23 protein-coding genes and 1 pseudogene are annotated in these 21,891 nt (G+C 46.4%); 14 read left to right on the forward strand and 10 right to left on the reverse strand.

Translation table 11 applies throughout. The annotated features are described in order from the left end of the window. Positions 1–28: 28 nt before the first annotated feature. The 3 genes from mreD to QUA38_RS05695 all read right to left on the reverse strand — a co-directional run bounded on the left by mreD (position 29) and on the right by QUA38_RS05695 (position 2,496). Positions 29–598, reverse strand: a complete 570-nt coding sequence (mreD, locus tag QUA38_RS05685; RefSeq protein ID WP_333159969.1) for a rod shape-determining protein MreD — start codon at positions 596–598, stop codon at positions 29–31. Further along, positions 595–1,401: a rod shape-determining protein MreC gene (mreC, locus tag QUA38_RS05690; RefSeq protein WP_333159971.1), complete on the reverse strand. Its 807-nt coding sequence runs from the start codon at positions 1,399–1,401 to the stop codon at positions 595–597. Before mreC ends, mreD begins: the two co-directional genes overlap by 4 nt. A gap of 87 nt (positions 1,402–1,488) precedes the next feature. Next, positions 1,489–2,496, reverse strand: a complete 1,008-nt coding sequence (locus QUA38_RS05695; protein ID WP_006632285.1) for a rod shape-determining protein — start codon at positions 2,494–2,496, stop codon at positions 1,489–1,491. Positions 2,497–2,826: 330 nt separating this feature from the next. Between QUA38_RS05695 and QUA38_RS05700 the strand changes: the two genes are divergently transcribed. From QUA38_RS05700 to QUA38_RS05735, 8 genes are all read left to right on the forward strand, one after another. Beyond that, positions 2,827–3,186, forward strand: coding sequence for a single-stranded DNA-binding protein (locus QUA38_RS05700; protein WP_333098950.1), 360 nt, complete (start codon positions 2,827–2,829; stop codon positions 3,184–3,186). 47 nt (positions 3,187–3,233) lie between these two features. Then, on the forward strand, positions 3,234–3,755 hold the full coding sequence (locus QUA38_RS05705) for a tetratricopeptide repeat protein (protein ID WP_333159973.1): 522 nt from the start codon (positions 3,234–3,236) through the stop codon (positions 3,753–3,755). A 5-nt stretch (positions 3,756–3,760) separates the two neighbouring features. Further along, positions 3,761–4,084 (forward strand): hypothetical protein, encoded by a 324-nt coding sequence (locus tag QUA38_RS05710; RefSeq protein WP_333158141.1) that lies wholly within the window; start codon positions 3,761–3,763, stop codon positions 4,082–4,084. A gap of 146 nt (positions 4,085–4,230) precedes the next feature. Further along, positions 4,231–7,377 (forward strand): tetratricopeptide repeat protein, encoded by a 3,147-nt coding sequence (locus QUA38_RS05715; protein WP_333159975.1) that lies wholly within the window; start codon positions 4,231–4,233, stop codon positions 7,375–7,377. 220 nt (positions 7,378–7,597) lie between these two features. Continuing rightward, positions 7,598–8,902: a metallopeptidase TldD-related protein gene (locus QUA38_RS05720; protein WP_333159977.1), complete on the forward strand. Its 1,305-nt coding sequence runs from the start codon at positions 7,598–7,600 to the stop codon at positions 8,900–8,902. Positions 8,903–9,144: 242 nt separating this feature from the next. After that, entirely contained in the window at positions 9,145–9,969 is an 825-nt protein-coding gene (locus QUA38_RS05725; RefSeq protein ID WP_333159980.1) for a DUF3153 domain-containing protein, read from the forward strand. Between the two features lie 199 nt (positions 9,970–10,168). Beyond that, entirely contained in the window at positions 10,169–10,558 is a 390-nt protein-coding gene (locus QUA38_RS05730) for a lipopolysaccharide assembly protein LapA domain-containing protein (protein ID WP_333070252.1), read from the forward strand. A gap of 66 nt (positions 10,559–10,624) precedes the next feature. Continuing rightward, a complete protein-coding gene (locus tag QUA38_RS05735; RefSeq protein ID WP_333159982.1) occupies positions 10,625–11,440 on the forward strand; it encodes a segregation/condensation protein A in 816 nt (271 codons plus the stop codon). Here QUA38_RS05735 and QUA38_RS05740 read toward each other — a convergent pair. After that, positions 11,410–11,625: a hypothetical protein gene (locus QUA38_RS05740; protein WP_333159984.1), complete on the reverse strand. Its 216-nt coding sequence runs from the start codon at positions 11,623–11,625 to the stop codon at positions 11,410–11,412. The two genes, QUA38_RS05735 and QUA38_RS05740, sit on opposite strands and share 31 nt — an antisense overlap. 259 nt (positions 11,626–11,884) lie before the next feature. On the opposite strand from QUA38_RS05740, the gene QUA38_RS05745 reads away from it, so the two are divergent. Next, on the forward strand, positions 11,885–13,048 hold the full coding sequence (locus tag QUA38_RS05745) for an NDP-sugar synthase (protein ID WP_333095863.1): 1,164 nt from the start codon (positions 11,885–11,887) through the stop codon (positions 13,046–13,048). 51 nt (positions 13,049–13,099) lie between these two features. Here QUA38_RS05745 and speA read toward each other — a convergent pair whose 3' ends face one another. From speA to QUA38_RS05760, 3 genes are all read right to left on the reverse strand, one after another. After that, the gene (gene speA / locus QUA38_RS05750; protein WP_333159986.1) at positions 13,100–15,109 is read right to left on the reverse strand and encodes a biosynthetic arginine decarboxylase; all 2,010 of its coding nucleotides are present in this window, start codon (positions 15,107–15,109) and stop codon (positions 13,100–13,102) included. A 310-nt stretch (positions 15,110–15,419) separates the two neighbouring features. After that, complete coding sequence (locus QUA38_RS05755; RefSeq protein WP_333159989.1) at positions 15,420–16,574, reverse strand: helix-turn-helix domain-containing protein; 1,155 nt, start codon at positions 16,572–16,574, stop codon at positions 15,420–15,422. A gap of 158 nt (positions 16,575–16,732) precedes the next feature. After that, complete coding sequence (locus tag QUA38_RS05760; RefSeq protein WP_333034942.1) at positions 16,733–17,323, reverse strand: DUF3611 family protein; 591 nt, start codon at positions 17,321–17,323, stop codon at positions 16,733–16,735. Positions 17,324–17,490: 167 nt separating this feature from the next. Between QUA38_RS05760 and QUA38_RS05765 the strand changes: the two genes are divergently transcribed. From QUA38_RS05765 to QUA38_RS05780, 5 genes and pseudogenes are all read left to right on the forward strand, one after another. Next, the gene (locus tag QUA38_RS05765) at positions 17,491–17,661 is read left to right on the forward strand and encodes a hypothetical protein (RefSeq protein WP_172186391.1); all 171 of its coding nucleotides are present in this window, start codon (positions 17,491–17,493) and stop codon (positions 17,659–17,661) included. 354 nt (positions 17,662–18,015) lie between these two features. Beyond that, positions 18,016–18,309: a hypothetical protein gene (locus QUA38_RS05770; protein WP_333159991.1), complete on the forward strand. Its 294-nt coding sequence runs from the start codon at positions 18,016–18,018 to the stop codon at positions 18,307–18,309. Positions 18,310–18,412: 103 nt separating this feature from the next. Then, a complete protein-coding gene (locus QUA38_RS05775; RefSeq protein WP_333159994.1) occupies positions 18,413–18,841 on the forward strand; it encodes a heavy metal-responsive transcriptional regulator in 429 nt (142 codons plus the stop codon). A gap of 529 nt (positions 18,842–19,370) precedes the next feature. Then, positions 19,371–19,637 (forward strand): annotated as a pseudogene (locus tag QUA38_RS29270) (DUF6972 family protein). Next, positions 19,585–19,854 (forward strand): hypothetical protein, encoded by a 270-nt coding sequence (locus QUA38_RS05780; RefSeq protein ID WP_333159996.1) that lies wholly within the window; start codon positions 19,585–19,587, stop codon positions 19,852–19,854. Before QUA38_RS29270 ends, QUA38_RS05780 begins: the two are co-directional and overlap by 53 nt. 154 nt (positions 19,855–20,008) lie before the next feature. Here QUA38_RS05780 and QUA38_RS05785 read toward each other — a convergent pair whose 3' ends face one another. The 3 genes from QUA38_RS05785 to QUA38_RS05795 all read right to left on the reverse strand — a co-directional run. Beyond that, a complete protein-coding gene (locus QUA38_RS05785) occupies positions 20,009–20,236 on the reverse strand; it encodes a type II toxin-antitoxin system HicA family toxin (protein WP_015174173.1) in 228 nt (75 codons plus the stop codon). Next, a complete protein-coding gene (locus QUA38_RS05790) occupies positions 20,229–20,441 on the reverse strand; it encodes a type II toxin-antitoxin system HicB family antitoxin (RefSeq protein ID WP_333095856.1) in 213 nt (70 codons plus the stop codon). Before QUA38_RS05790 ends, QUA38_RS05785 begins: the two co-directional genes overlap by 8 nt. A 351-nt stretch (positions 20,442–20,792) precedes the next feature. Continuing rightward, positions 20,793–21,891: hypothetical protein (locus QUA38_RS05795; protein WP_333159998.1), on the reverse strand; the 1,099-nt coding region annotated here is incomplete at its 5' end.

Here is a 21,891-nt window from a genome sequence, read left to right on the forward strand (position 1 = left end):
CTGTTAACGAATGACTGATGACTAATGACTAAGATTTTTCTACATTCCTGGTCATTTCCCACAGGCGATTGAGCGGAAAATAAATAACCGGAGCCCAAAGGCTGCTAAGAATAGCAGAACACAAAGCCACTCGCTGGTGATAGCTCCAAATTTCGAGTAAAGCCCGATCGCCCATAGCAAAAAATTGCAGCCCCATCACCGTTTCCGCTACCACCGCCATCCCAAACACAATTAGCGCGATCGGAATCGGATCTCTCTCAACAATATCTGCCGGAATCGACCAGGTTTTCTGCAAAACAACTGTTAAGACTCCTACAACAACTAGACTCACAGCGTGGCTGGGATGAGGAGCCGTCATCGCATCTTGAAGGAACCCCAAAACCAAGCCCATGCTTGCAGCTCCCCAAACTGTACGTTTCCGCTTAATACTCCAAGCTACCAACCAAATTAACAGCCAGTTCGGTCCAATTCCCAACAATTCCATTCCCGGCATCCGAGTGGGCAATATCAGTATGCACAGCATCACAGATAGAAATGTAACTGCGAAGTTGAGAAATTGGCGCGATCGCGGCGAAGACATCCGAGATAAAGCTTTCATTGCTGCTTTACTCCCTCAGATGGTGCAGAAGATTGACTCTGCGAATCCTTTGGTTCGACTTGCTTAGAGTGGGGGTAAACCACCGCCCATTCCAGAGCATTCATCGGTGCAGAGAACTCAACCACAGCTTCTGGAGCCGGAGTTTTATTCATATCCACCGAAACCACTTTTCCTACAGGCAAACCAGCAGGGAACAACTGACTGTAAGAAGAAGTTGAAACCACATCCCCAGGCTTGACATTGGGAACATTCTCAAAAAACTCCATCACAGCCTGATTTCCGCCTTTCCCGCGCATAAAACCCATGTGGCGACTGCGGGTAATTCCCACACCCAATTGACTCGTAGCGTCGCTGACCAACAGCACCAAGCTAGTATTAGGAGTAACGCTGACAACCCTGCCTACTAAACCGCCGGGACCCATCACAGTAAAATCTGTTTTGATGCCATCCTTACTGCCGCGCCCCAAGGTTACTTGCTGCCACCAGTGGTCGGCGCTGCGACCGACAATAGGAGCTACAATTCCTTGAGGTTTCTTACCCGAAACGTAACCTAAAAGCTCTTTTAGCTTCTGATTTTGATTTTCTACTTCTAATAGCTGCGCTTGCAATTCTTGAGTGCGCGCGGAGATGAGTTCCTCTTGCCCAGAGCCGTTGGCGTGAAACGGACGAGTCACCCAATTGTAAACTTCAAATACTGCGGCACCTTGTGTTTGTCGAACTCCCCAAGCCGCAGTTACAGCTAAACCTAAAAGAGCAATTTGCAGCCGCAGATCCCACCACTTTCGGAATGTATTTTTTAGCATAATGTCACTAATCTAAAATTGTTAAGTCAGGATTTTAGATTTGAGATTGCAGCCGTATTTCTAAATCCACAATCCCAAATTTTTTAACTACATATTACGCGAAGACTGCCCGCTGAAAACCCGTTCCAACTGTTTGTTTTCCAATACCCTACCAGTTCCCAAAACCACGCAGCACAGCGGATCGGCTGCCACGTGAGTGACAATTCCTGTTTCGTGACTGATCAGAGTATCTAAACCTTTCATCAGCGCGCCACCACCAGCCAGCATAATTCCCCTGTCAATAATATCTGCTGCTAATTCCGGGGGGGTGCGTTCCAAAGTACGCTTGACAGCTTCCACAATTACTGAAAGCGGTTCCGACATACTTTCGCGAATTTCTGGGCCTTTGATAGTAACAGTTCGCGGCAAACCCGACAGTAAGTGCAAGCCCCGCACTTCCATCATTACGTCGTCATCCTCTGGAGTTGGATATGCAGAACCAACCTGAATCTTAATTTCTTCAGCAGTGCGTTCGCCGATAACCAAATTGTGAACTTTTTTCATGTATTGGACGATCGCCTCATTGAGTTCGTCGCCGGCTACCCGCACAGACTCACTGATCACCGTACCTTGCAAACTCAAAACCGCAACTTCCGTCGTACCTCCGCCTATATCTATAATCATATTGCCAGTCGCCTCAGCAACAGGCAGTCCAGCCCCGATCGCCGCAGCGATGGGTTCATCAATTAACCGTACTTCTCTAGCACCGGCCTGAGTCGCCGCCTCAATGACAGCACGCCTCTCGACTCCGGTGACACCACTGGGGATGCCAATAATTATCCGCGGCGAAACTAAGCTTCGGCCTTCGTGAACCCTGCGGATAAAAGTCTTGAGCATCAGTTCCGCCGTATCGAAGTCTGCAATTACCCCGTCGCGAAGCGGGCGCAGTGCTATGACGTTCCCTGGCGTGCGGCCGAGCATTTTTTTGGCTTCTTCTCCAACAGCCAGCGGTATTTTTAAATCTTGGTCGATCGCCACTACAGAAGGTTCCTGCAGAACAATACCTTTGCCCGATACATAAACGAGCGTGTTAGCAGTACCGAGGTCGATACCCATATCTCTAGATAACGAAAATCGATTGAGAAGACCCACTGATTCGTACCCCCCCCAAAAACTAAAATACTATTGTGTGCAATAATGTTGTTACAAAAGTGTAACCGAGGTGGATTCTATTACGTTTTTCATCCTGAGTCTAGTCAGAAATGTACATTGTCGAGCTCAGGTTGAGCGCAGACTTGCCAATCATCCACCATCAATATGTTCTGCTAACTGGGTGTACAATCAGGATGAAGCCTCACAAGCGTTGTTCCAAGTTCAGTTTGGAGGCTAATGCGCGTGTGGACTGTTTAACTACATCACCGATCGACCACATTCCCAAAAAAGTTTATGAGTCTTAATGTTGTGACTTTAGTAGGCCGCGTCGGCGGCGACCCGGACGTTAAGTATTTTGAGTCGGGTACAGTTAAGTGTAGTTTGACGCTGGCAGTGAATCGCAGAACCAAGAACAGCGATCAACCAGACTGGTTCAATCTCGAAATCTGGGGCAAAACAGCGCAGATTGCTGCTGACTACGTTCGCAAAGGCTCTCTAATTGGGGTAACAGGCTCTTTGAAGTTCGATCGCTGGCAAGACCGTAATACCGGTTCAAATCGCTCGAAGCCGGTAATAAAAGTAGACCATTTAGACTTGCTGGGTTCCAAACGCGACAACGAGTCGGGTATGCCGCAACACAACAGCGAATTCTAGCGTTTAGGGAATTTGGGAATTAATATTTGTGAATTGGGTGGGTGCTCGTGACTTCAGAAAAGTTAGAAATTGTTCAAACTGAGTACCAAGCTGGGCAAGTAGCTTTTGAGAGTGGCCGGTATGCTCAAGCTGTGCAGAGTTTAGAAACAGCTACCGGTTTAGTCGATCGAAATTCCCGGTTGGGCGGTGAGGTGCAGATGTGGCTAGTGACAGCCTACGAAGCCTCTGGCAATACAGAAAAGGCGATCGAGCTTTGCCGTGCGCTCACCCGCCATCCCCGCCAAGAAACCCGCCAACAAGCAAAGCGCTTGCTGTTCATTCTCGAAGCTCCCAAACTCACTATCCCTCCTGAATGGATGGTGAAAATCCCTGATTTGGCAGCTTTGGATGAAAATCAATCAATTAATTTTCAAGCCAATCCGAACGCTGATATCAAGTACGCTAAACCCAAGCCAGTCGTACCAGAGCCTGTAGATTTGAGTCAGGTTAATACGAAAGATAATAGGTTTATCTGGGTGGCGTTAATTGCGATCGGGCTAATTTTAGGCGGCTTATTTATTAGTTATTAAAAGTAATGGCAGATATTCAAATCAGCGTCGAAGGACAAGATGCAGTTGCGGCTACGGAAGAATTGTTTGCGATTTCTGGCTTGTCGGGAAATTGGGAAACGGTGGGAGATGATGAAAAAGAGGGAATTTTAGCAACTGTTGGCGCTATTGTAGCTATTGCTGGCGGAACTCTCGCCATAGCAGAACAAATTCGCAAGTGGTATCAAGAATACAAAAAAGGCAAATCTGGTAAAAAGATTGAGAAAGTTTTGATTGTTGGTAGGCGCGGGCGTCGGTTGCTGTTGGAAAATGCCACCATTGACCAAATTAAGCAAATCCTGGACGAATAAACGGAGAGGGCGGGCACCAGGGCACCGCCCCTACGAAACCCCGTAATCGGGACGTAGAGATATCCGAACTAAATCGCAAAATATCCGGGAAAATAAAAATAAAATCGTATTCAACTTTAATCTTATGCAAAATATAAATTATAACTGTGAAAATTATACACCTAGACCTCAAAACTGTTCAAGATAATTATGTTGAATTTCGCTATTTTTTAGACAATCCCAATCATTATGAATCGAGGCGGCTGTGTCTGACAGAAATTGCCGATTTAATTAAACTTGCCGAACAAGACTATTATGTGGCTCTACCAGAAAGCTATCCGGTGACGGGAAAACGTTTATTTGACTGGCTTGATGGCACCGAACGCCTGTTTTCTCGGAAAATTGCAGAGTTGGGTAGAGAAAGCATTATTTTAGCCATCGCAACGGCAGAAAGACTCGCTCATTTGCCTTGGGAAGTGCTGCACGATGGCCAGAGTTTTTTGGTAGCAAAGCCCCAGCCGATTGTGCCGGTTCGCTGGATGTCTTCGGACAGCATTAAAAAGTTGTCACTTGATGAAGCCATGCCGGAAAATAGAGCGCTGAATCTCTTATTTATGGCAGCTTCGCCGCTGGATGTAGAAGATGTGCTGGATTTCGAGAAGGAAGAAGGATTGATTCTGAAAGCAACAAAGGATGCGAGGCAAGATTTAGCCCTAATAGTTGAAGAAAGTGGCTGTTTGACGGAATTGGGATATTTAATTGATAGTCATGACAAGGGATATTTTGATGTTTTCCATTTGACAGGTCATGGTACTATTAATGATAGCGGTGAACCGCGTTTTTATACCGAAACCGAGACTGGTAAAAATTATCCAGCTAGCGGTCAAGATATCGCTAATTCATTTAAAAGTCGTCTTCCTAAACTACTATTTATGTCAGGTTGTCGGACGGGACAGCGTGGCAAATCGGGGTTGATTCCTTCCTTGGCTGAAGAGTTGCTGAGTTCCGGCGCTAAAGCTGTTTTGGGTTGGGGCAAAAAGGTGAGAGATGAGGATGCGACGGCGGCCGCAGCAGCGCTATATAAGAGTTTGGCGGCAGGCTACGAATTGACGGAGGCTTTGGCTTCTACTTATCAAGCTTTAATTGCTCACCAGGCGCGAGATTGGCATTTGTTGCGGCCTTATGTAGCGGGAAATATGCCGATCAATTTGGTTACAACTGTGAGGACTCGCGGGCGGAAACGCGCACCGAAACCGACCGTTACAGAGCAGTTTTTGGATGCTGCGGGGCAGCAGGTAAAAGTCCCCACTCGCGAAGCTTTTGTGGGACGGCGGCGGCAAATTCAAAACTGTTTGAAAGCATTAAAGTTTCCCTCGGATAAAGTGGGTGTTTTGATTCACGGTATGGGAGGTTTGGGTAAAAGTAGTTTGGCTTCTAGATTGTGCGACAGATTGACGGAATTTGACAAGATTGTTTGGTCTGGAAAAGTTGATGAAGCAAGTTTGCTGAGTAAGTTGGGCGACAAGTTACCGAAGTTGCAGCGAGAAGCTTTGCAGCGAGATGATGAGGAGTTGAAATATCGCTTGCGCGACCTATTTTGGGCTTTGGAAGAAATGGCAGAGTCCTCGGATAAAACGGGTTCAGGCGGGAATGGGAAGCCGTTTATGTTGGTTTTGGATGATTTTGAAAATAATTTAGAATCGCGACCAAATAGTGGCGATTATGTGTTACTGCCGGAAATGGCAATGATTTTAAAGGCTTTGGTTTGGGCAATTCAAGAAACTAATGCGCCTCACCGTTTAATTCTCACTTGTCGTTACGATTTTGATTCGCCGCTGTTGCGGGATTTCTACAAGCAGTCTTTGGATGGTTTTAAAGGCGCAGATTTGCAGAAAAAAAGCAGTCAGCTTGAGGCTTTTGCGCCGGAATCTCAGGTGGATGAGAAATTGAAATCGCAAGCGCAAAATTTGGCAGATGGCAATCCTCGGTTGTTGGAACGGCTGAATTTGGTGTTGCTGGCTCAACAACTGGATGTAACTGCGATTTTGGAACAAATCGAGAAGACAACTGCGGAGTTTCGCGAAGATATTTTGAATCAGGAATTGTTGAAGCAGCTATCGCCGGAATTGACAAATATGCTGGAGTTGGCATTAGTTTATCACTTATCGGTGCCGAGGGAAGGAATCGCGGCGGTTTGTAGGGATATTGTCGATGTTGACACAAATATTGACCGCGCTATAGCCTTGGGTTTGTTAGAAGTCAGTCCAGATTCATCGCTGCGAGTGCCCCGGATTTTGTCGCTGAATTTGCCGGAGGATAGCGAAGGTTTGCATCGACAAGCGGCTGAGGTTTTGTATCGTCTTTGGTGGGAGGAAGCGGAATCTTCTACCGAGGAAAAGGGGTTAGAAATTCATCGGTTGGCGATGCTGGGAAAGGTGGAAAAGATTACGGTAGAAATTGCAGAGGTTTTGACACGTCAGTGGAACAATCAAAGTCGATTTCGGGAAGCTGTGAAAACTTGTCAGGAGACTTTAGCAGTTTTTCCAGATTATCGCATTTTCCACAGTTTGGCTCGTTCTCAAGCCCAATTGGGTGAAACTGATGCAGCAAAAAAGTATTACCAACAAGCGCTAGATGAGTGTCCGCCGGCCGACGAAATAGTAAAAGCAGCCATTCTTAACAATCTAGCACTAATTTATGCCCATCAAGGGGAAGTAGCAAAGGCGCTCGCATTTTATGAACAATCTCTCGAACTTACTGAAAAGATTAGCCATCTTCAAGGGAAAGCTGCTACTTTGCACTGTCTAGCAGTAATTTATGCCAATCAAGGGGAAGTAGCAAAGGCGCTCGCATTTTATGAACAATCTCTGGAACTTCAGGAAAAGATTGGCGATGTTCAAGGGAAAGCTGCTACTTTGCACGAACTAGCAGGAATTTATGCCAATCAAGGGGAAGTAGCCAAGGCGATCTCACTTTATGAAGAATCTCTCAAACTTCACGAAAAGATTGGCAATCTTCAAGGGAAAGCTGCTAATTTGCACTGTCTAGCAATAATTTATGCGAGTCAAGGGGAAGTAGTCAAGGCGATCTCATTTTATCAACAATCTCTCGAACTTAAGGAAAAATTTGGCGATGTTCAAGGGAAAGCTGCTACTTTCGCAATGCTAGGACAGTTGTTAGCAGCGCAGGGAGATTTTGACCAAGCTTTGAATTATTTACAGCAATCTTTGGAGATTTTACAGCATTTGCGATCGCCCGACGCGCAGACAGTGAAACGCATTATTTCTAGGATTCAGCAGATAGCTGGGGATTGATGGATGCACTCTGACTTAAGAAACCGGGTTTTTCGCAGTTTTTCGGTGGTGTATCGATGTTTTTGGAAAAAACCCGGTTTCTGGCCGCGCATACAACCAAAGAAACCGGGTTTTTCGCAGTTTTTCCTTGGTGTATCGATGTTTTTGGAAAAAACCCGGTTTCTGGTAACACCCAAAATCGCTAAAATAAAACAAAGACCAAACCTGAAAGGCGATTATTGTGAGCGATTCAACCATAGAACAGATATTAAAATTGGCATCTCAACGCGCCGATGCCGCTGAAGTATACTACCTGTCGAGTCAAGACACCCCCATCGAATTTGAAAACAATCGCCTCAAATCCCTGCAAACCAAGGCACTGCAAGGCGTAGCACTCCGGCTGATTTACCAAGGCAAAATCGGTTTTGCTAGTTCCACAGATTTAACGCGGATAGACGATTTAGTAGATGCAGCGATTCAAACAGCCGAAATCGGCGACCCCGCAGAATTTGAACTCGCCTCCAACTTCCACCTCAAAGGCCCGGAAACCAGCTACACTCCGCCCACAACTCAAGAATTAGTCGAAAACGGCAAAAACCTGATCGAACAAGTTCACGCCTACAATCCCGATATTATGGTAGATGTCGGCTTCCACGTCCGCAGTGGCCGCGTGAAAATTGCCACTACGCAAGACCTGTATGCCGAAAGAAGCAGCCAAATAATCAGCGGCTCGATCTCGGGAAATTTGGTAAAGGGAGAAGATTTTATGCAAGCATACAGTTACGACGTTGCGCGCGATCGTCCCCTCGACACCAACAGCATCCTCCAATCACTCCTCGAAAAATACCGCCTCGCAGAACATTCAGCCACCATCAGCAGCGGTTCCTACCCAGTATTATTTACCCCCAGAGCCGCCGCTAGCACCCTGGGGGGCCTCTTTGATACCATCCTTTCAGGTCAAGCAGTAGTTCAAAAAGCCTCTCCCCTAGCCGACAAAATCGGCGAAACCCTATTTGACGAACGCTTTACCTTTTTTGAAGACCCCACTTTAGGTCCTTCTGCTTGCCCCTTTGACGACGAAGGTACACCCACCACCCGCAAAGTCTTGATAAATAAAGGTACTGTCACCGGATTTTATTGGGATCGCAGGTGGGCTTCTCGCGCCGGTGTACAATCAACCGGCAACGGTTTTCGTGGCGGATTGTCTCGCCCAGGCCCTGATTTGACTAACTTTTGCATTTCCCCAGGAAATACCGCCACTCAAGACTTGATTGCTAGCATGGACGAAGGGCTCATAGTAGAGCAGGTTTTAGGTGCCGGTCAGTCCAATCAGTTAGCTGGCGAATTTTCTGTCAATTTGGACTTAGGCTATAAAGTAGAAAAAGGCAAAATTGTCGGCCGCGTCAAGAATACAATGGTGGCAGGCAGCATTTTTGAAGCCTTTAAAAATTTGGCAGATTTGAGCAGCGAAGCCGAATGGGTAGGCGGTGCAGCCTATTTGCCGAGTATGCTGTTTCAACAGTTGGGTGTAGCTTCCAGGCAATAAGTTCAGTGCGGTTAATTCCAGGTAAAGCCGACACTGCTACTAGAAAAATGTTAGCACTCACGTCAAAAAAACCCGGTTTCTGTCACAAAGCATCTGTGAAATTGCCCTTCGGCAGCCCCTAAACCGGGTTTTGGGTATGCGGTTCGCAAGTCCAGACGTGGAAATAAAAACACATAAATACTGCCGATAATTCAGCGCTTTGCTAATTCATGCAAATAGGGAAAAACAGGGAAAAAGGTACAATGAAAGAGCAAAATTTAAAGGATGGAACTCGGAAGAAGAAAAAGCACTTTTTCTTTCTTTTACCTTTGGTTTTTTGCCTTATAACTCTAGTGAGTGGATGCGTTCAGTACGATGTCGGGGTGAACTTTGAGAGTCAAACTCGTGGCGAAATCGTGCAGCACATAAAACTGGGGGAAAGGTTGACGAGCTTCAGCACCGAAACTGTTGCAGAATGGTTGAAAAGCGTAGAACGCCGGGTGAGGTTGCTGGACGGAAAAACTAAAAGGCTTTCGCCCACAGAAGTTCTAGTGAGGATTCCTTTCAATAATGGAGCCGAGTTGCAAGACAAGTTCAACCAATTTTACAATCCCGTCGCACCTACTACAAAATATCGGGTTGCAAGTCCCCTAGAAACCGATTTGCCGAAATTTGAATCTCACCTGAATGTCAAGCAGAATAATTTGTTATTGGTGCTGCGAAATCGGTTGAGTTTGGAATTGGATTTGCGCTCTCTTTCTCTGCTTTCTTCTAACGGCAGTCTGCTGCTGAGCCCGGGGGGACTTTTGGAGCTAGACTTTAGCTTGAACACGCCTTGGGGCGCCGAAAGTATTGAAACTGTCGCCGGTGCGTTGGTTCCCGAAAGCTATCAGCAAGGAAAACAGTTAGTTTGGAAGCTCAAACCCGGGGAAATTAACTATTTGGAGGCGATATTCTGGATTCCCAGTCCCGTAGGAATTGGGGCGCTGATTATTGCCTTATTTGTAGCCGCGGGCATTGCTTTGAAATATAAAATATTGCCAGCGTTGGGAATCGGCAACAAATCGCAAAACATCGGCCAAACCTAAAAAGGATATGTCCAGAGAGGTGGGTGAACCAATCTCTTCAATCAAATCTCAGAGCTGCAATAAACCCGCCAATCCTCGGATATTATGGTTAATTTAGCAGATTTGATATTATCAAAAAAGCTGGGATAATCTGCCCAAAAACAGTTGACAAATGGGAAACAATTTGCTTAACCTGAATTGAGAATTAGGAACATAGAAAATGCGCTCGCTAAATTTCTTCTTCATCTTTCTGATTTGCTTGGCTCTAGTATTATTCAGCATCGAAAATACACAGCCAGTCGCGATTCAAGTTATCAAAGGCGTCCAAGTTAAAGCTCCGCTGTGCGTAGAACTAATTGTAGCGACAGGATTAGGGGCAACACTAGCCTGGCTGTTCAGTCTGTGGTCGAGAATGCAGCGAACCCTCGCATTGCGCCAAGAGATTCGCCAAGTTCGCGAAAAAGAGCAGCGGATTCAGGAATTAGAACAAAACCTTGAACGCTATAAAGCTGAAGTAGAAGGCAAACAACCTTTGTTAGAAAGTGCAGAACCGATAAGTTTAGAAATAGCAGCCATTGAGGGTACAACTGCTGAAATGACCGCCAATTAACTTGATATGCTCTCTGGTTTTCTCAGAGGCAAAATCTAAAATCTAAAATCTAAAATCTAAAATCGAATGGCAGTTTCCCGAGACCAAGATGGTTTAGAAACGATTTCCGAGGGGATCGCAATTTTAATTGACCTCGCAGAACGGGGAGAAATCGATCCTTGGGACGTTAAGGTAATTGAAGTGTTCGATCGATGTTTGAGCAAGCTTACGAACACCTGCGATGGCGATGCCAGTAAGGATTTCTCTGATTTGTCCCACTCCGGCCAAGCGTTTTTGTACGCTTCCATGCTGGTTTTGCTCAAAGCAGAAAGTATCGTCCTCTCAGAACCCCCCGCGAATCCAGAGTTGGCCGAGGAGGCGACACTCGAAGACGCAGAGCACTCAGGAGGGCGACACTTGCCCCAGCATTTAGAGCGGCAATTGCGCCGTCGAGGTGTAGCTCAACTACCGCAAAAACGCCCGGTGACTCTCCCAGAACTGATTGAGCAGTTGCAGCTCATGAAAGCCGCGATGGAGCAGACAGTTACCCCCCGGCGTCGCCCTACCTCAAAAATGCGATCGCAAGCAGCTCAGGCTATCTTTGAGCTAGCTCACCAAGAAAATCTCGTAGAAACTGCTAGCGAACTCGAACGGTTTTTGGCTCAGCGGGGCTCGGAAATTGACGAGGGTTGGCTGAACTTGGACAAATTGTTGGAACTCTGGCATCATAACGATTTGCACTCTCCTGTCAACCCAGAACTCCCGGTATCGACTGGGGAAATTCACTTGCCAAATCATGACCGTGTGGGTATTTTTTGGGCACTGTTGCTGCTGTCGGCTCAGTCTAAAGTAGAGTTGCTTCAAGAGGAGTTTTACCAAGACCTCAAAATCCGCGCGCTTTGAGCTTGCAGGGTATTAGTTTCTCGGGCGAAACTAATAACTGTGCCGCTGCGTCGGTTAAAATTCCAGACAGAACCTCGCTCGCCGCCATTCTGCTGCTGAGTCTCGAATGCGGACAGCGGGAGTGCGAAGTTTTTGCTGATTCCCGATTCCTGGTTTCTTAAATCAAGCAAATAGGGAAGAGTCATTGATAGCCTGGTACGATGTCGCCTATAAATAGGTCAGTAGATTTTAGATTTTAGATTTTAGATTTTAGATTTACTTTCGCATTGAATCTGAGAGCTTGAACTAGCGTCTAAAATTTTGAAATCGACCCTGACGCTCGCGTCGGAAACTTGTACCCGTTTTTGGGCGGGGTCAGGATTTTGCTGCGATCGATGCGATCGCAACCGCTAGCATCTAATTGTTCAGTTGATATCAGTTAACAGAGGGTTGAGGAAGTTAATAATGAAAGCGATGATTCTGGCGGCCGGTAAAGGCACTCGCGTCCGTCCCATTACTCAGACAATACCCAAACCGATGATTCCCATCCTGCAAAAGCCAGTGATGGAGTTTTTGGTTGAATTGCTCCGCCAGCACGGATTTGACCAGATTATGGTCAATGTTTCCCACCTGGCAGACGTGATTGAAAACTACTTCCGCGACGGTCAAAAGTTTGGGGTACAAATTGCCTATTCTTTTGAAGGGCGAATTGAGGAGGGAGAAATGATTGGAGAGGCTCTCGGTTCGGCTGGCGGCATGAAACGAATTCAGGATTTCTCGCCGTTTTTTGACGATACTTTTGTTGTGCTGTGCGGCGACGCTTTGATTGACTTGGACTTGACGGCTGCTGTGAAGTGGCACCGGGAAAAAGGGGCGATCGCTACTATTGTTATGAAATCGGTTCCCCGCGAGGAGGTTCCCAGTTACGGAGTGGTAGTAACAGACGAGTCTGGCAAAATTAAAGATTTCCAAGAAAAACCTTCTGTAGAGGAAGCTCTGAGTACCGACATTAACACTGGTATTTATATCTTTGAACCGGAAATATTCAAATACATCCCTTCGGGCCAGGAATACGATATCGGTTCGGAGTTATTTCCCAAGCTAGTAGCAGAAGGCGCGCCTTTTTACGGGATTAGCATGGACTTTGAGTGGGTGGATATCGGCAAAGTTCCTGACTATTGGCGGGCAATTCAGAGCGTGCTGCTGGGACAAGTTAAAAATGTTTCGATTCCCGGAATTGAAGTACGTCCCGGTGTTTACGCGGGTTTGAATGTAGCTGTGAACTGGGATAAGGTTGATATTACTGGGCCTGTTTACATTGGTGGGATGACGATCATTGAGGATGGAGCGAAAATTGTTGGGCCGACAATGATTGGCCCAAATTGCTGGCTTTGCAGTGGCGCGACTGTGGAAAACAGCGTGATTTTTGAGTATTCCCGTTTGGGCCCGGAGGTGCGATTGGTTGACAAACTGGTGTTCGGGCGCTACTGCGTTGATAAAACCGGGGCGGCGATCGATTTGCAAGCGGCGGCTCTCGATTGGCTGATTACTGACGCTCGCCAAGTTTTACCCACTCAACACGGAGAAGAGCGGCGGGCGATCGCAGAAATTCTCGGCAATCCTGAATAATTGCTAATTGCTAGTTGCTCAAAGTAAGGTGCGCAGTGCGCACCCTACATTTTAAGACTGAAGATAAGTATATTGGCTGAGACTCCGCTCGTAATTTTGCAGCAAAAGTTGGGCCTCCGAAAGAGTAATTTTATTTTGCTGCAAAGCTGCTTCTGTCTGACGGCGGATGCTTTCAACCAAATTTTCTGAATCGTACTGTACGTAGCTGAGGACTTCTTTCATAGTGTCTCCTTTGACAACGTGTTCGATATGATAGCCAGAAGGTGTTAGCTGAATGTGAACTGCATTAGCATCGCCGAATAAGTTGTGAAGGTTGCCCATAATTTCTTGATAAGCACCTCCCAAAAATAGCGCCAAATAGTAAGGTTCTCCAGGTTTGAGTGTATGCAGTTCCAAAACCGACTTCACATCTCGCAAATCGATGAATTGGTCGATTTTTCCATCGCTGTCGCAGGTAATATCGGCTAAAATACCGCGTTGAGTTGGTTCTTCGTCGAGTCGGTTAATTGGCATAATTGGGAACAATTGGTTAATTGCCCAACTATCCGGTACAGACTGGAAAACAGATAAGTTGATGTAATAAATAGACGCCATCACCTTTTCTAAGTCTTCCAAATCCTCCGATACATATTTTTTTTGCCGCGCGATCGTCTGTATTTTATCGCAGCAAGCCCAGTACAACTGTTCGGTTTTCGCCCGTTCCGCAATTCCCAAATAGCCTAAGTTAAATAAACTGACTGCTTCTTCCTTGAATTGGATAGCATCGTGATAAACTTCTTGGTAATTTTCGGGACTGATAGATTGGTAAATTTCGTAGAGATTGCGCGGAATTTGGTGCGCGTTTTCATCTACTGGTTCTGGTACTTCTCTGGGGACATCGCTAGTACCGAGTACGTCAAAAACTAACACTGATTGGTGAGAAGCGATCGCCCGCCCGCTTTCGCTAATGATAATTGGAACCGGGATTTTGCGCTCGTCGCAGGCATCTTTCACTCCCGCTACTACGTCGTTAGCGTAGTTTTGCATATTGTAGTTTTTGGAAGCGTGGAAGTTTGTTTTAGACCCATCGTAGTCAACGCCGAGTCCGCCGCCTACGTCCAAGTAGTTCATATTAGCTCCCAATTTAGCTAATTCTACATAAATGTGGCTGGCTTCTCGAATGGCGTCTTTGATGACGCTAATTGAGGAAATTTGAGAGCCGATGTGGAAGTGCAGTAACTGCAAACAATTGAGCATTCCAGCTTTTTCTAGTTCGCCGACTGCACGCATAATTTCAGGAATTGTCAAGCCAAATTTTGCCCGATCGCCCGTGGAACCTCCCCAGCGGCCAACGCCTTTGGTAGTGAGTTTTGCTCGCACTCCCAAAATCGGTTTAATTCCTAATGCTTTGCTCGCGGCAATTGCGAGTTCTACTTCCTCTATTTGCTCCAGTACAATTACGGAAGTTTGCCCTAGCCGCTGCGCCAAAATAGCAGTCTCGATGTATTCGCGGTCTTTGTAACCGTTACAAATTAACAAAGCGCCTGGGTTTTTTAAGGTAGCCAAAGCTATCATTAATTCCGGTTTCGAGCCGGCTTCCAGTCCGAAGTGATGGGGTTGACCGAAACGCACCAAATCTTCAATTAATTGTCGGTGCTGGTTGCATTTTACTGGAAAGACACCGCGATAGACATTTTTGTAATTGTACCGAGCGATCGCTCTGGCGAAACACGAATTTAAGCGCTCGATCCGGTCTTCCAAAATATCAGAAAATCGAATCAGCAGGGGCAAAGCCAAATTTCGCTGTTTCAGGGATTCTACCAGTTCGCACAAGTCGAGGGAACCGCCGCGATCGCCCTTGGGAGATACTGTAACGTGACCGGCTGCATTAATCGAAAAATACGGTTCGCCCCAACCTTGAATTCGGTAGAGTTTCTCACTATCTTCTATTGTCCAAGATGCTTGTGGCAGTTGAGCCGCCGTTACCAAAGCACTGTCTGGTGCAGCCAAACTCGTGACTGTTGGCGAGTGAGTCGATAGCGGATCGAGATCGGAGAAAGCAGCGGTGGCTGGGGAACTCATCTTATCGGAAACCTCTTTGAGGAGTGGTCAAATAGATAGTTTATCGCACATATCGGGTTTCCTGATGCAGTTGAAAAATCACTTTGGGTACACGGGCCGGCGATTTTAGATTTTAGATTTTAGATTTTAGATTTTAGAATTGACTTTACAGATCGATGAAGGTGGGGGATTCAACTAAAATCTCAACCCTAATTGCTCTGCTGGACTTATTTCTTCAAGCAAGTATCCCTATGCAGGTGAACTCTGAAACCGGGTTTCGGAGTTCACCTGCGCCAAGAGAGTTGTCGGACGATCGCTCGCCCGACACACACTAACCAAAAATCACCTCCGGCGGCGCCATGTCAGCCCCCATAATCATTCCCCCGTGACTATCAGACTTCTTCAAGCCCGGTTGAGGTGCTTTTTCTGGGGTTTTCTGAGCCGGTGCAACTGAGGCTGGCGGTGTCTCCTGCGGTTGAGGTACTGCCTGTGCTCCTGGCACCACGGGTTGCTGCGACAGCCAACCCAAACCCCCTACAGCCCCAGCCATCAAAGCGGTGTAGCCGATGTACAAATGCACCGGACGCATTTGAAAGCCTTCGCTTGAGTCGGAATCCGAAACAGACACATACATACTGGGAATTGGACTCGGAGCGGGTTTGGGCAAAGCATTCGCCATAGCGCTGCCGTCTAGTCCCAAGGCGTCGCCGAGTCTGCGGATAAAACCTCTAACGTAAATATCTTGGGGCAGTTTGTCGATTTCCCCATTTTCGATCGATTCGATGTGGTGCAGCGGCACGAGAGTTTGACTGTGGAGTTGCTGCAGGGATAGGGAGCGAATTTGCCGTCCCTTACGCAATTCTCTACCCAACTCCCGCAGGCACTCTTCTCGCTCTTGAACTGCTTTTGCTGCTTCTTCTTCCTTGGTGAGTTTTTTCGGCTTTTTGGGAAAACCGAACCCTGGGAAGGATTTTCCGGGGACGATGACAGTTGCAGGTGGAGCCGACTCGACTTTAATTTTGTCTTGGGGCGCTTGTTTGCTGTCTTCAGAAGTGTTAGTGTCTCGATCGGAATTTTCTTCTGTGTCGGACTCGGTTTGGGGCGGCGCTTCCACACTAGCGCTGCGCCAATAGAAGACAGGAGCAGCTACTGGTGGCTCCAATTCTTGAATTTCTGTCACCGTCTCAATGGCGGGACTTACAGCAGTAACACTATCTTGGGGTACTTGCGGTTCAATTTTGTTTTGTTTGGGAAATCGATCAAATGCGAGCTTGACGGCTTCTCTGCTAACTGCTCTAATTAAAATTTCGGCAGCGGAAGCTGCTTCGCCCAACATTGTTTGCAGGCTTGCTAGAGCTTGGCTATAGGTGTCGCTACAGAGGAGTTCAGTTTCTATTTGACCTAGGACAGAACGAAAACTTTCTTGAGAAATTTCAATAGTTGGGTGATCTGTCACCCCAAAATAAGCCTCGGGTTTCAGTGCCATGATATTCATGTTGTCTTAGTAGAAGGTATCTGAGTACGTTCTTCGACAGGTTGGCAGTGATTCCGGATGTGGGTTGGGGGAGAGTAGGAGTGTGAGGGAAAGTGAGAGAGTGAGAGAGTGGGAGAGTGGGAGAGGCGCAATTCCCACTTATTGATTGTCTATTGCTTGTGGATGCGATCGAGCAAAAAAAGAGCCCCGAAAATCCCGACAAAATGGGCAACAGTGGCGTGAGTATTGGCGAGTACCACAAATATATCTAGCGGCTGAATAAATCGGCCCAAATCAACTGCGGCACCGAACAAGGCTTGCGGCTGAGCTAGAGATTTGGCTAAAAGCGTGCCGCTGATGGCTTCTGCGCCGATCAGCGTCAGCACCATTCCCGATAAGTTGCTCCAAAGTGCCAGCCGCACTTCTTTGATGGTGTCTGCTTTTTTGGGGCGGACAGCGTTAGCGGGCGATCGCAGTTGTCTCGACAAGCGGGTGAAGCGGAAAGAGCGATATACGCTGTAAGCGAGTACGGCCAGCCCGCAAATGGCAAAAAATACGCCGCCGCCGGTGCCGGCACTGGTTGAACCCGCAGCGGCGCTAGCCCTGGGGATGGCGAAGGGGATGGCAAAGAGCAAAATGATCGCCGCTACCACCCCTAGCACTACCTGTACCCAGAAGCAAACCCAGCCTGTTGTACGAAGGGCAAAGGCTACTCGTTGTACTGCGACAGGAAGCTTATCGTTATCTAACTGATTAGTCATATTTTGAGCGGGTATAATTAATTGGCATTAGTTGGCAGCAGTTTTTTCTCTTCGGGGACGGTTGACGGCGGTTAACCCTCTTTATAATAGAAGTAGCAATGTTTAAGATTTGTAACTAACATTGGATTTCACATTTGAATAGCGTCGATCGCCAGGTACCCAAAGCAATGACACAACTACAACCCACCGTCACTCCCAAACTGGAACAGCCAAAGTTTGGCTTCAACAGCTACGCGGAACGTCTTAACGGTCGAGCCGCGATGATCGGTTTTTCTTTAACTTTAATTATCGAGTATGTCACAGGCCAGGGCTTGCTGTCCTGGTTAGGTCTCAACTAATTTTAGCAACGGCGCGGTCAGCGTTACACTTTGCCTTGACTCTTCCGGCAGCGGGTGTGACTTCTGCTGACCGCGACACATTCGGGAATTGATTAAAATATTAATTAGAAACAAGCCCAGCGACTTTTCTGCCGAGAGTGATCTGTTCCCGAATGCAATAGCTGGCTTTTGGAGGTGTATATGGGGTGGAATTTTGATTTGACAAGCTTGGCAATTTTGCCTCGCTCCCGTACAATTCCCCACAGGCGAGAAGATTAATGTAGGTGAAGCTAGTCTTTGAGCTAGAAATCCCGATCGTTCCGCCAACTCTAAGTTTTAGAGCTTGTAAATAAATATAGAACAGAGTAAAACCAAATGAATGCTTCGTGGACGCGACTTTTGAGGTCAGCTTACCGTAAAGAGCCAATTACCAGCTTTGTTGTGACAGTGGGGGTTGTCGATGCAGCCATCGGCAGCATCGGTGCCAGTGGCTCTTTATTGGCTTTTGGGCTTGGCACCGCTGGGGTGGCGATGGCTCTCCGCTGGTGGCAAATTTACCGCTCTGCAGCCGAACAACCCGCACCTGCTCCTGAATACTATCTTCCTCCTCAGTCTTCTAGACCTCAGTTGCCCGTGCTTAATGTGTCTAAAAAAAATCCTCCTTATTAAGATTACCGGGCAATGGTGACTGGGCGATGTGCCGATCGACTCCCTGGATCTGAGGCACTAAAAGATAGGGCAAGAAAGTCTTTCGATCTTGGATGCTTGGTTTATGAATATTTCTGTTGCCGAGAAACTGTACAAAATTGGCTCTGTAGCTGCCTGTAGTGGTTTGTCGGTGAAAACTGTTCGTTACTATGAGGAGATGGGCTTGCTGTCTCCTGCGGTAAAGCGCTCGCCCGCTGGTTATCGCTTGTTTGGCGAAACCGTATTCAACAGGTTGGCGTTTATTAAACGATCTCAGACTCTAGGTTTGAGCCTTCAGGAGATTAAGGATATTTTACAAGTTCGCGATCGGGGAGAGTTGCCTTGCTCTGAAGCGAAGCAGCATCTAACGGCTAAGGTAGAGGAAATTTCCGTGCAAATTGCAGCCTTAGAAACTTTGAAGGGGGAGTTGCAAGGCATTCTCAACTGCTGGCAAGAGCAACCCTCCCAGGCGAGCATTACTAGCACGATTTGTCCGAACATTCAGCGGGATTGAGCAGCGGAAAGATACAAAAAAAGGGAAGGAATTATCGGTTTCCTTCCCTCGATCGTTTTGTTGGTGGTTTTGTTGGTGATTTTGTCGATCGTGTTGAGCTTTTAACTGTTTTCGCAGAGTTTGCTGTTGCTTTTTGAGTTGCCGAGCTCTGGCTGAGCCGCCTTTACCTTTGGAGTTTCTACCCTCGCTGCGGGGAGACTCCCAACTTTTTAGTCTCATGTTTTTCATTCTATGCACTACTTCTATACTACACCGCCAGATTTTCACTGTCAAGTATTTTTTAGAGCGATATTTCCTAGTGTCAACTTTTGACTGATGGGGATTTGCTACAGACATAGCGATCCTGCGCCCATTGCCTGCGGCTGGTTACGCCTACAGGCTTTTTGACAATTTGGGATGTAAGGGCGATCGCATGATTTAATTAATCATACTGGTATGCTCAGTAATTAATTAATTAATGAGTGGAATTAATCGCCAAATCACCCTTGACAGCAGGCACATTGCTAAACACTTGCCAGACACGCCACAAATGAGAAGACTACTTAATAAAGGACGTGCTGCTCATATTTTTAACGATGAGGCTACTATGACTCAGGTAGCTTAAGCCATAATAGAAGATGGAGAATTTACAGGTACGATTCGGGGCTACGATCGTTATGGTATGTTTTTTGCTGAATCAATTGGTTATAGAGTTGACCCGGATGGTAGCCGTCTTTTACTTTACTACGGAGAGATAAAAATTGATGCAGAAAACCGATACCACGTTACGCCTCGAAGCCGATTTAGTGAAGAATAACTGGGAATTTACAGAGGTATGGATCGATCCAAATCTTTCACCGCCTTATCTGCTTTTGTTACTAAGTGACGCTGACGGAAATTGTCAGATATACGATCCGGCTGAGGGTTATAAAGTTGTGTTTTCTAGTCAGAGTTATGATGAGGCGCAGTATTGGCTTTTAGAGGATGAGTATGAACCCGTAGAAGGGCGGCTGAGTGTGTCGGAGTTAGTTTGAATAATTCATTTAGGGGCGATTCCCTACGGGATAGCTCCGCTTCACGCACTTTGTGACAATTGGGGACGTAAGGGCGATCGCTATTTCATTACGATCGCGATCGACCCCTACAAGCTACAAAAACTCATCTACTGGGAAACCCGGTTATTCTCACTTATAAATTAGCTATAAACTCATCAGGTGTGACCTTTGCTTGCTTTAGAACACCGCTGAGAGTACCAATTTTTAACTCGCGGTGGAGTGGCACAACGCAAACAATTTCTCCGTCTGGAAGAGGCTTTTTAAGGACAACATGGCTACCCGTTTGTCTGGCTTGATAAAAGTCTAAACGCTCTAGTACGCGAATTACTTCTAGGCTTGATATTCTGGGCAACCTAGGCATAGCTAATCTCTATGCTAGTTACAAACCTGGGAGTGATTTCGTCGGGTAAAGGACACTCTTCGAGATAGAGCCTTGTAGCTTCTTTGAGATTAGCGATCGCTTGTTCTATGGTTTCGCCTTGGTCAATTGTGCCGACTTCTGGACATTCGGCAATGTACATATCTTCTTCTTTGTAAATGATGACTGTGAAGCTTTTAGTTTTCATTATATTTTTGCTTTCAGCATCAGAGGTTGCTTAGTTTCTATTTCCTATTTTATCTTGGATGTAATTTTTTTGCAAGTACAGGGGAAGAGGCGCGATCGCGCTTTTTGACAAGTTGGGACGTAAGGGCGATCGCACTTTTTCACAAGTTGGGAGATGAGGGCGAGCGGGATTTACGTTTCTCTAATTAATGAATTTGGCACTTATAAAATTACCCGAAATTAGAACACGGCAGTGCCTGATTTTTTGTGCTTTCAAAAAGTTTCCCATGTTAAAGCAACGCTGTCAAATTCTTGAATCATTTTCTTTTTTAATCTGGTGGATAGGCACTTATTAGCCGGGAATCGTTGTTAGTTAATCCTTTTTGCTTTTTAGCCGCTCAAGCCAACTAATATAAGAGGGTTTATAACCGGAATTAGCAGCAATTTCAGCATCTTCTATTGCTTGATTGATGAGTTTAGTATCATCTTTAATAATCTCAGACAAGTGATATAGGGCTTTTGACCTATCATAGCGAGCTTCAGCCCTATATATAATGTCTTGATGTTGGGAAGCTTTTTCTAGTAACTCGATTGCACGTCGCATTTGTGTGACCCGTTCCTCACCGGATAAAAATCGATTAGCGTAACGCCATAATGTAAAACCGTGGTGAAGGATTGCAACATCAGTGTACTGTCGCCTATCATTACGCTTTTCTAACTCATCAAAGAGCTTTACCGCCTCTTGATAGTTACGGTTTTGACGCGCATTCTCTGCTTTTGTCCGCAAGTCTAAGGGAGTTAATTTTGCCACCTCAACTTCCGGCTCTTCTTGTGTTTCTGTCAAGATAGTGACAGCCTCATCATTCTGACCGTCCGTTGGCGGTTCTCCAAGAGAGGAAACTTGCTGCACTGGAATCCAGCATTGGATAACCTCTTGGTTGAGAATTACTTCTCGAACAGGCTCTACTTCTGCTGCAAAGCGATAATAGTCACCCTTGCATTCTTCTTCTAAATCTGCGCTGAGATTGTCCACATCTATCAGGAGAGATACTTTTAGATCATTACTTATATGTACAAACGGAGAAGCTACCCATCTTTCAACATTCTCGTTATCGGTTTGACCCCATTCCCAGTAGGTTTTATCATCTTTAATATCCTGTATTTCTCCAAAATCATTGCTACCAGTGACATAGACACGGTTGTTAAGAAGTTTACCACGCAGAGGTGGGAACCATTGAGTAATTCCTGGATCGGCAGTTGTTTTTTTATTTTTCCAATCATCTGAGGCTGTAAGTAATGATAGTACCTCTTGCCGAAGCTCTCCATGTAATCGATCAAAAGTGTCTGATGAGATCGGAACATGAGCTATTTTATTACGGAGTGAATTTATAGCAAAAAAACGACCTATGATCGGAAGTTTATGGTCTTTATAAGTTACTGGGACTGAGGCAATCCTCTCCCAAGTTGTGAGG

The sequence above is a fragment of the Microcoleus sp. Pol12B4 genome (assembly GCF_036701385.1).
Lineage (GTDB): Bacteria > Cyanobacteriota > Cyanobacteriia > Cyanobacteriales > Microcoleaceae > Microcoleus.

Coding starts and splice junctions, on each gene's coding strand:
- mreD (WP_333159969.1), bottom strand. CDS start 598: ATGAAAGCTTTATCTCGGATGTCTTCGCCGCGATCGCGCCAATTTCTC.
- mreC (WP_333159971.1), bottom strand. CDS start 1,401: ATGCTAAAAAATACATTCCGAAAGTGGTGGGATCTGCGGCTGCAAATT.
- QUA38_RS05695 (WP_006632285.1), bottom strand. CDS start 2,496: ATGGGTATCGACCTCGGTACTGCTAACACGCTCGTTTATGTATCGGGC.
- QUA38_RS05700 (WP_333098950.1), top strand. CDS start 2,827: ATGAGTCTTAATGTTGTGACTTTAGTAGGCCGCGTCGGCGGCGACCCG.
- QUA38_RS05710 (WP_333158141.1), top strand. CDS start 3,761: ATGGCAGATATTCAAATCAGCGTCGAAGGACAAGATGCAGTTGCGGCT.
- QUA38_RS05725 (WP_333159980.1), top strand. CDS start 9,145: ATGAAAGAGCAAAATTTAAAGGATGGAACTCGGAAGAAGAAAAAGCAC.
- QUA38_RS05730 (WP_333070252.1), top strand. CDS start 10,169: ATGCGCTCGCTAAATTTCTTCTTCATCTTTCTGATTTGCTTGGCTCTA.
- QUA38_RS05735 (WP_333159982.1), top strand. CDS start 10,625: ATGGCAGTTTCCCGAGACCAAGATGGTTTAGAAACGATTTCCGAGGGG.
- QUA38_RS05740 (WP_333159984.1), bottom strand. CDS start 11,625: ATGACTCTTCCCTATTTGCTTGATTTAAGAAACCAGGAATCGGGAATC.
- QUA38_RS05745 (WP_333095863.1), top strand. CDS start 11,885: ATGAAAGCGATGATTCTGGCGGCCGGTAAAGGCACTCGCGTCCGTCCC.
- speA (WP_333159986.1), bottom strand. CDS start 15,109: ATGAGTTCCCCAGCCACCGCTGCTTTCTCCGATCTCGATCCGCTATCG.
- QUA38_RS05755 (WP_333159989.1), bottom strand. CDS start 16,574: ATGGCACTGAAACCCGAGGCTTATTTTGGGGTGACAGATCACCCAACT.
- QUA38_RS05760 (WP_333034942.1), bottom strand. CDS start 17,323: ATGACTAATCAGTTAGATAACGATAAGCTTCCTGTCGCAGTACAACGA.
- QUA38_RS05765 (WP_172186391.1), top strand. CDS start 17,491: ATGACACAACTACAACCCACCGTCACTCCCAAACTGGAACAGCCAAAG.
- QUA38_RS05770 (WP_333159991.1), top strand. CDS start 18,016: ATGAATGCTTCGTGGACGCGACTTTTGAGGTCAGCTTACCGTAAAGAG.
- QUA38_RS05775 (WP_333159994.1), top strand. CDS start 18,413: ATGAATATTTCTGTTGCCGAGAAACTGTACAAAATTGGCTCTGTAGCT.
- QUA38_RS05780 (WP_333159996.1), top strand. CDS start 19,585: ATGCAGAAAACCGATACCACGTTACGCCTCGAAGCCGATTTAGTGAAG.
- QUA38_RS05785 (WP_015174173.1), bottom strand. CDS start 20,236: ATGCCTAGGTTGCCCAGAATATCAAGCCTAGAAGTAATTCGCGTACTA.
- QUA38_RS05790 (WP_333095856.1), bottom strand. CDS start 20,441: ATGAAAACTAAAAGCTTCACAGTCATCATTTACAAAGAAGAAGATATG.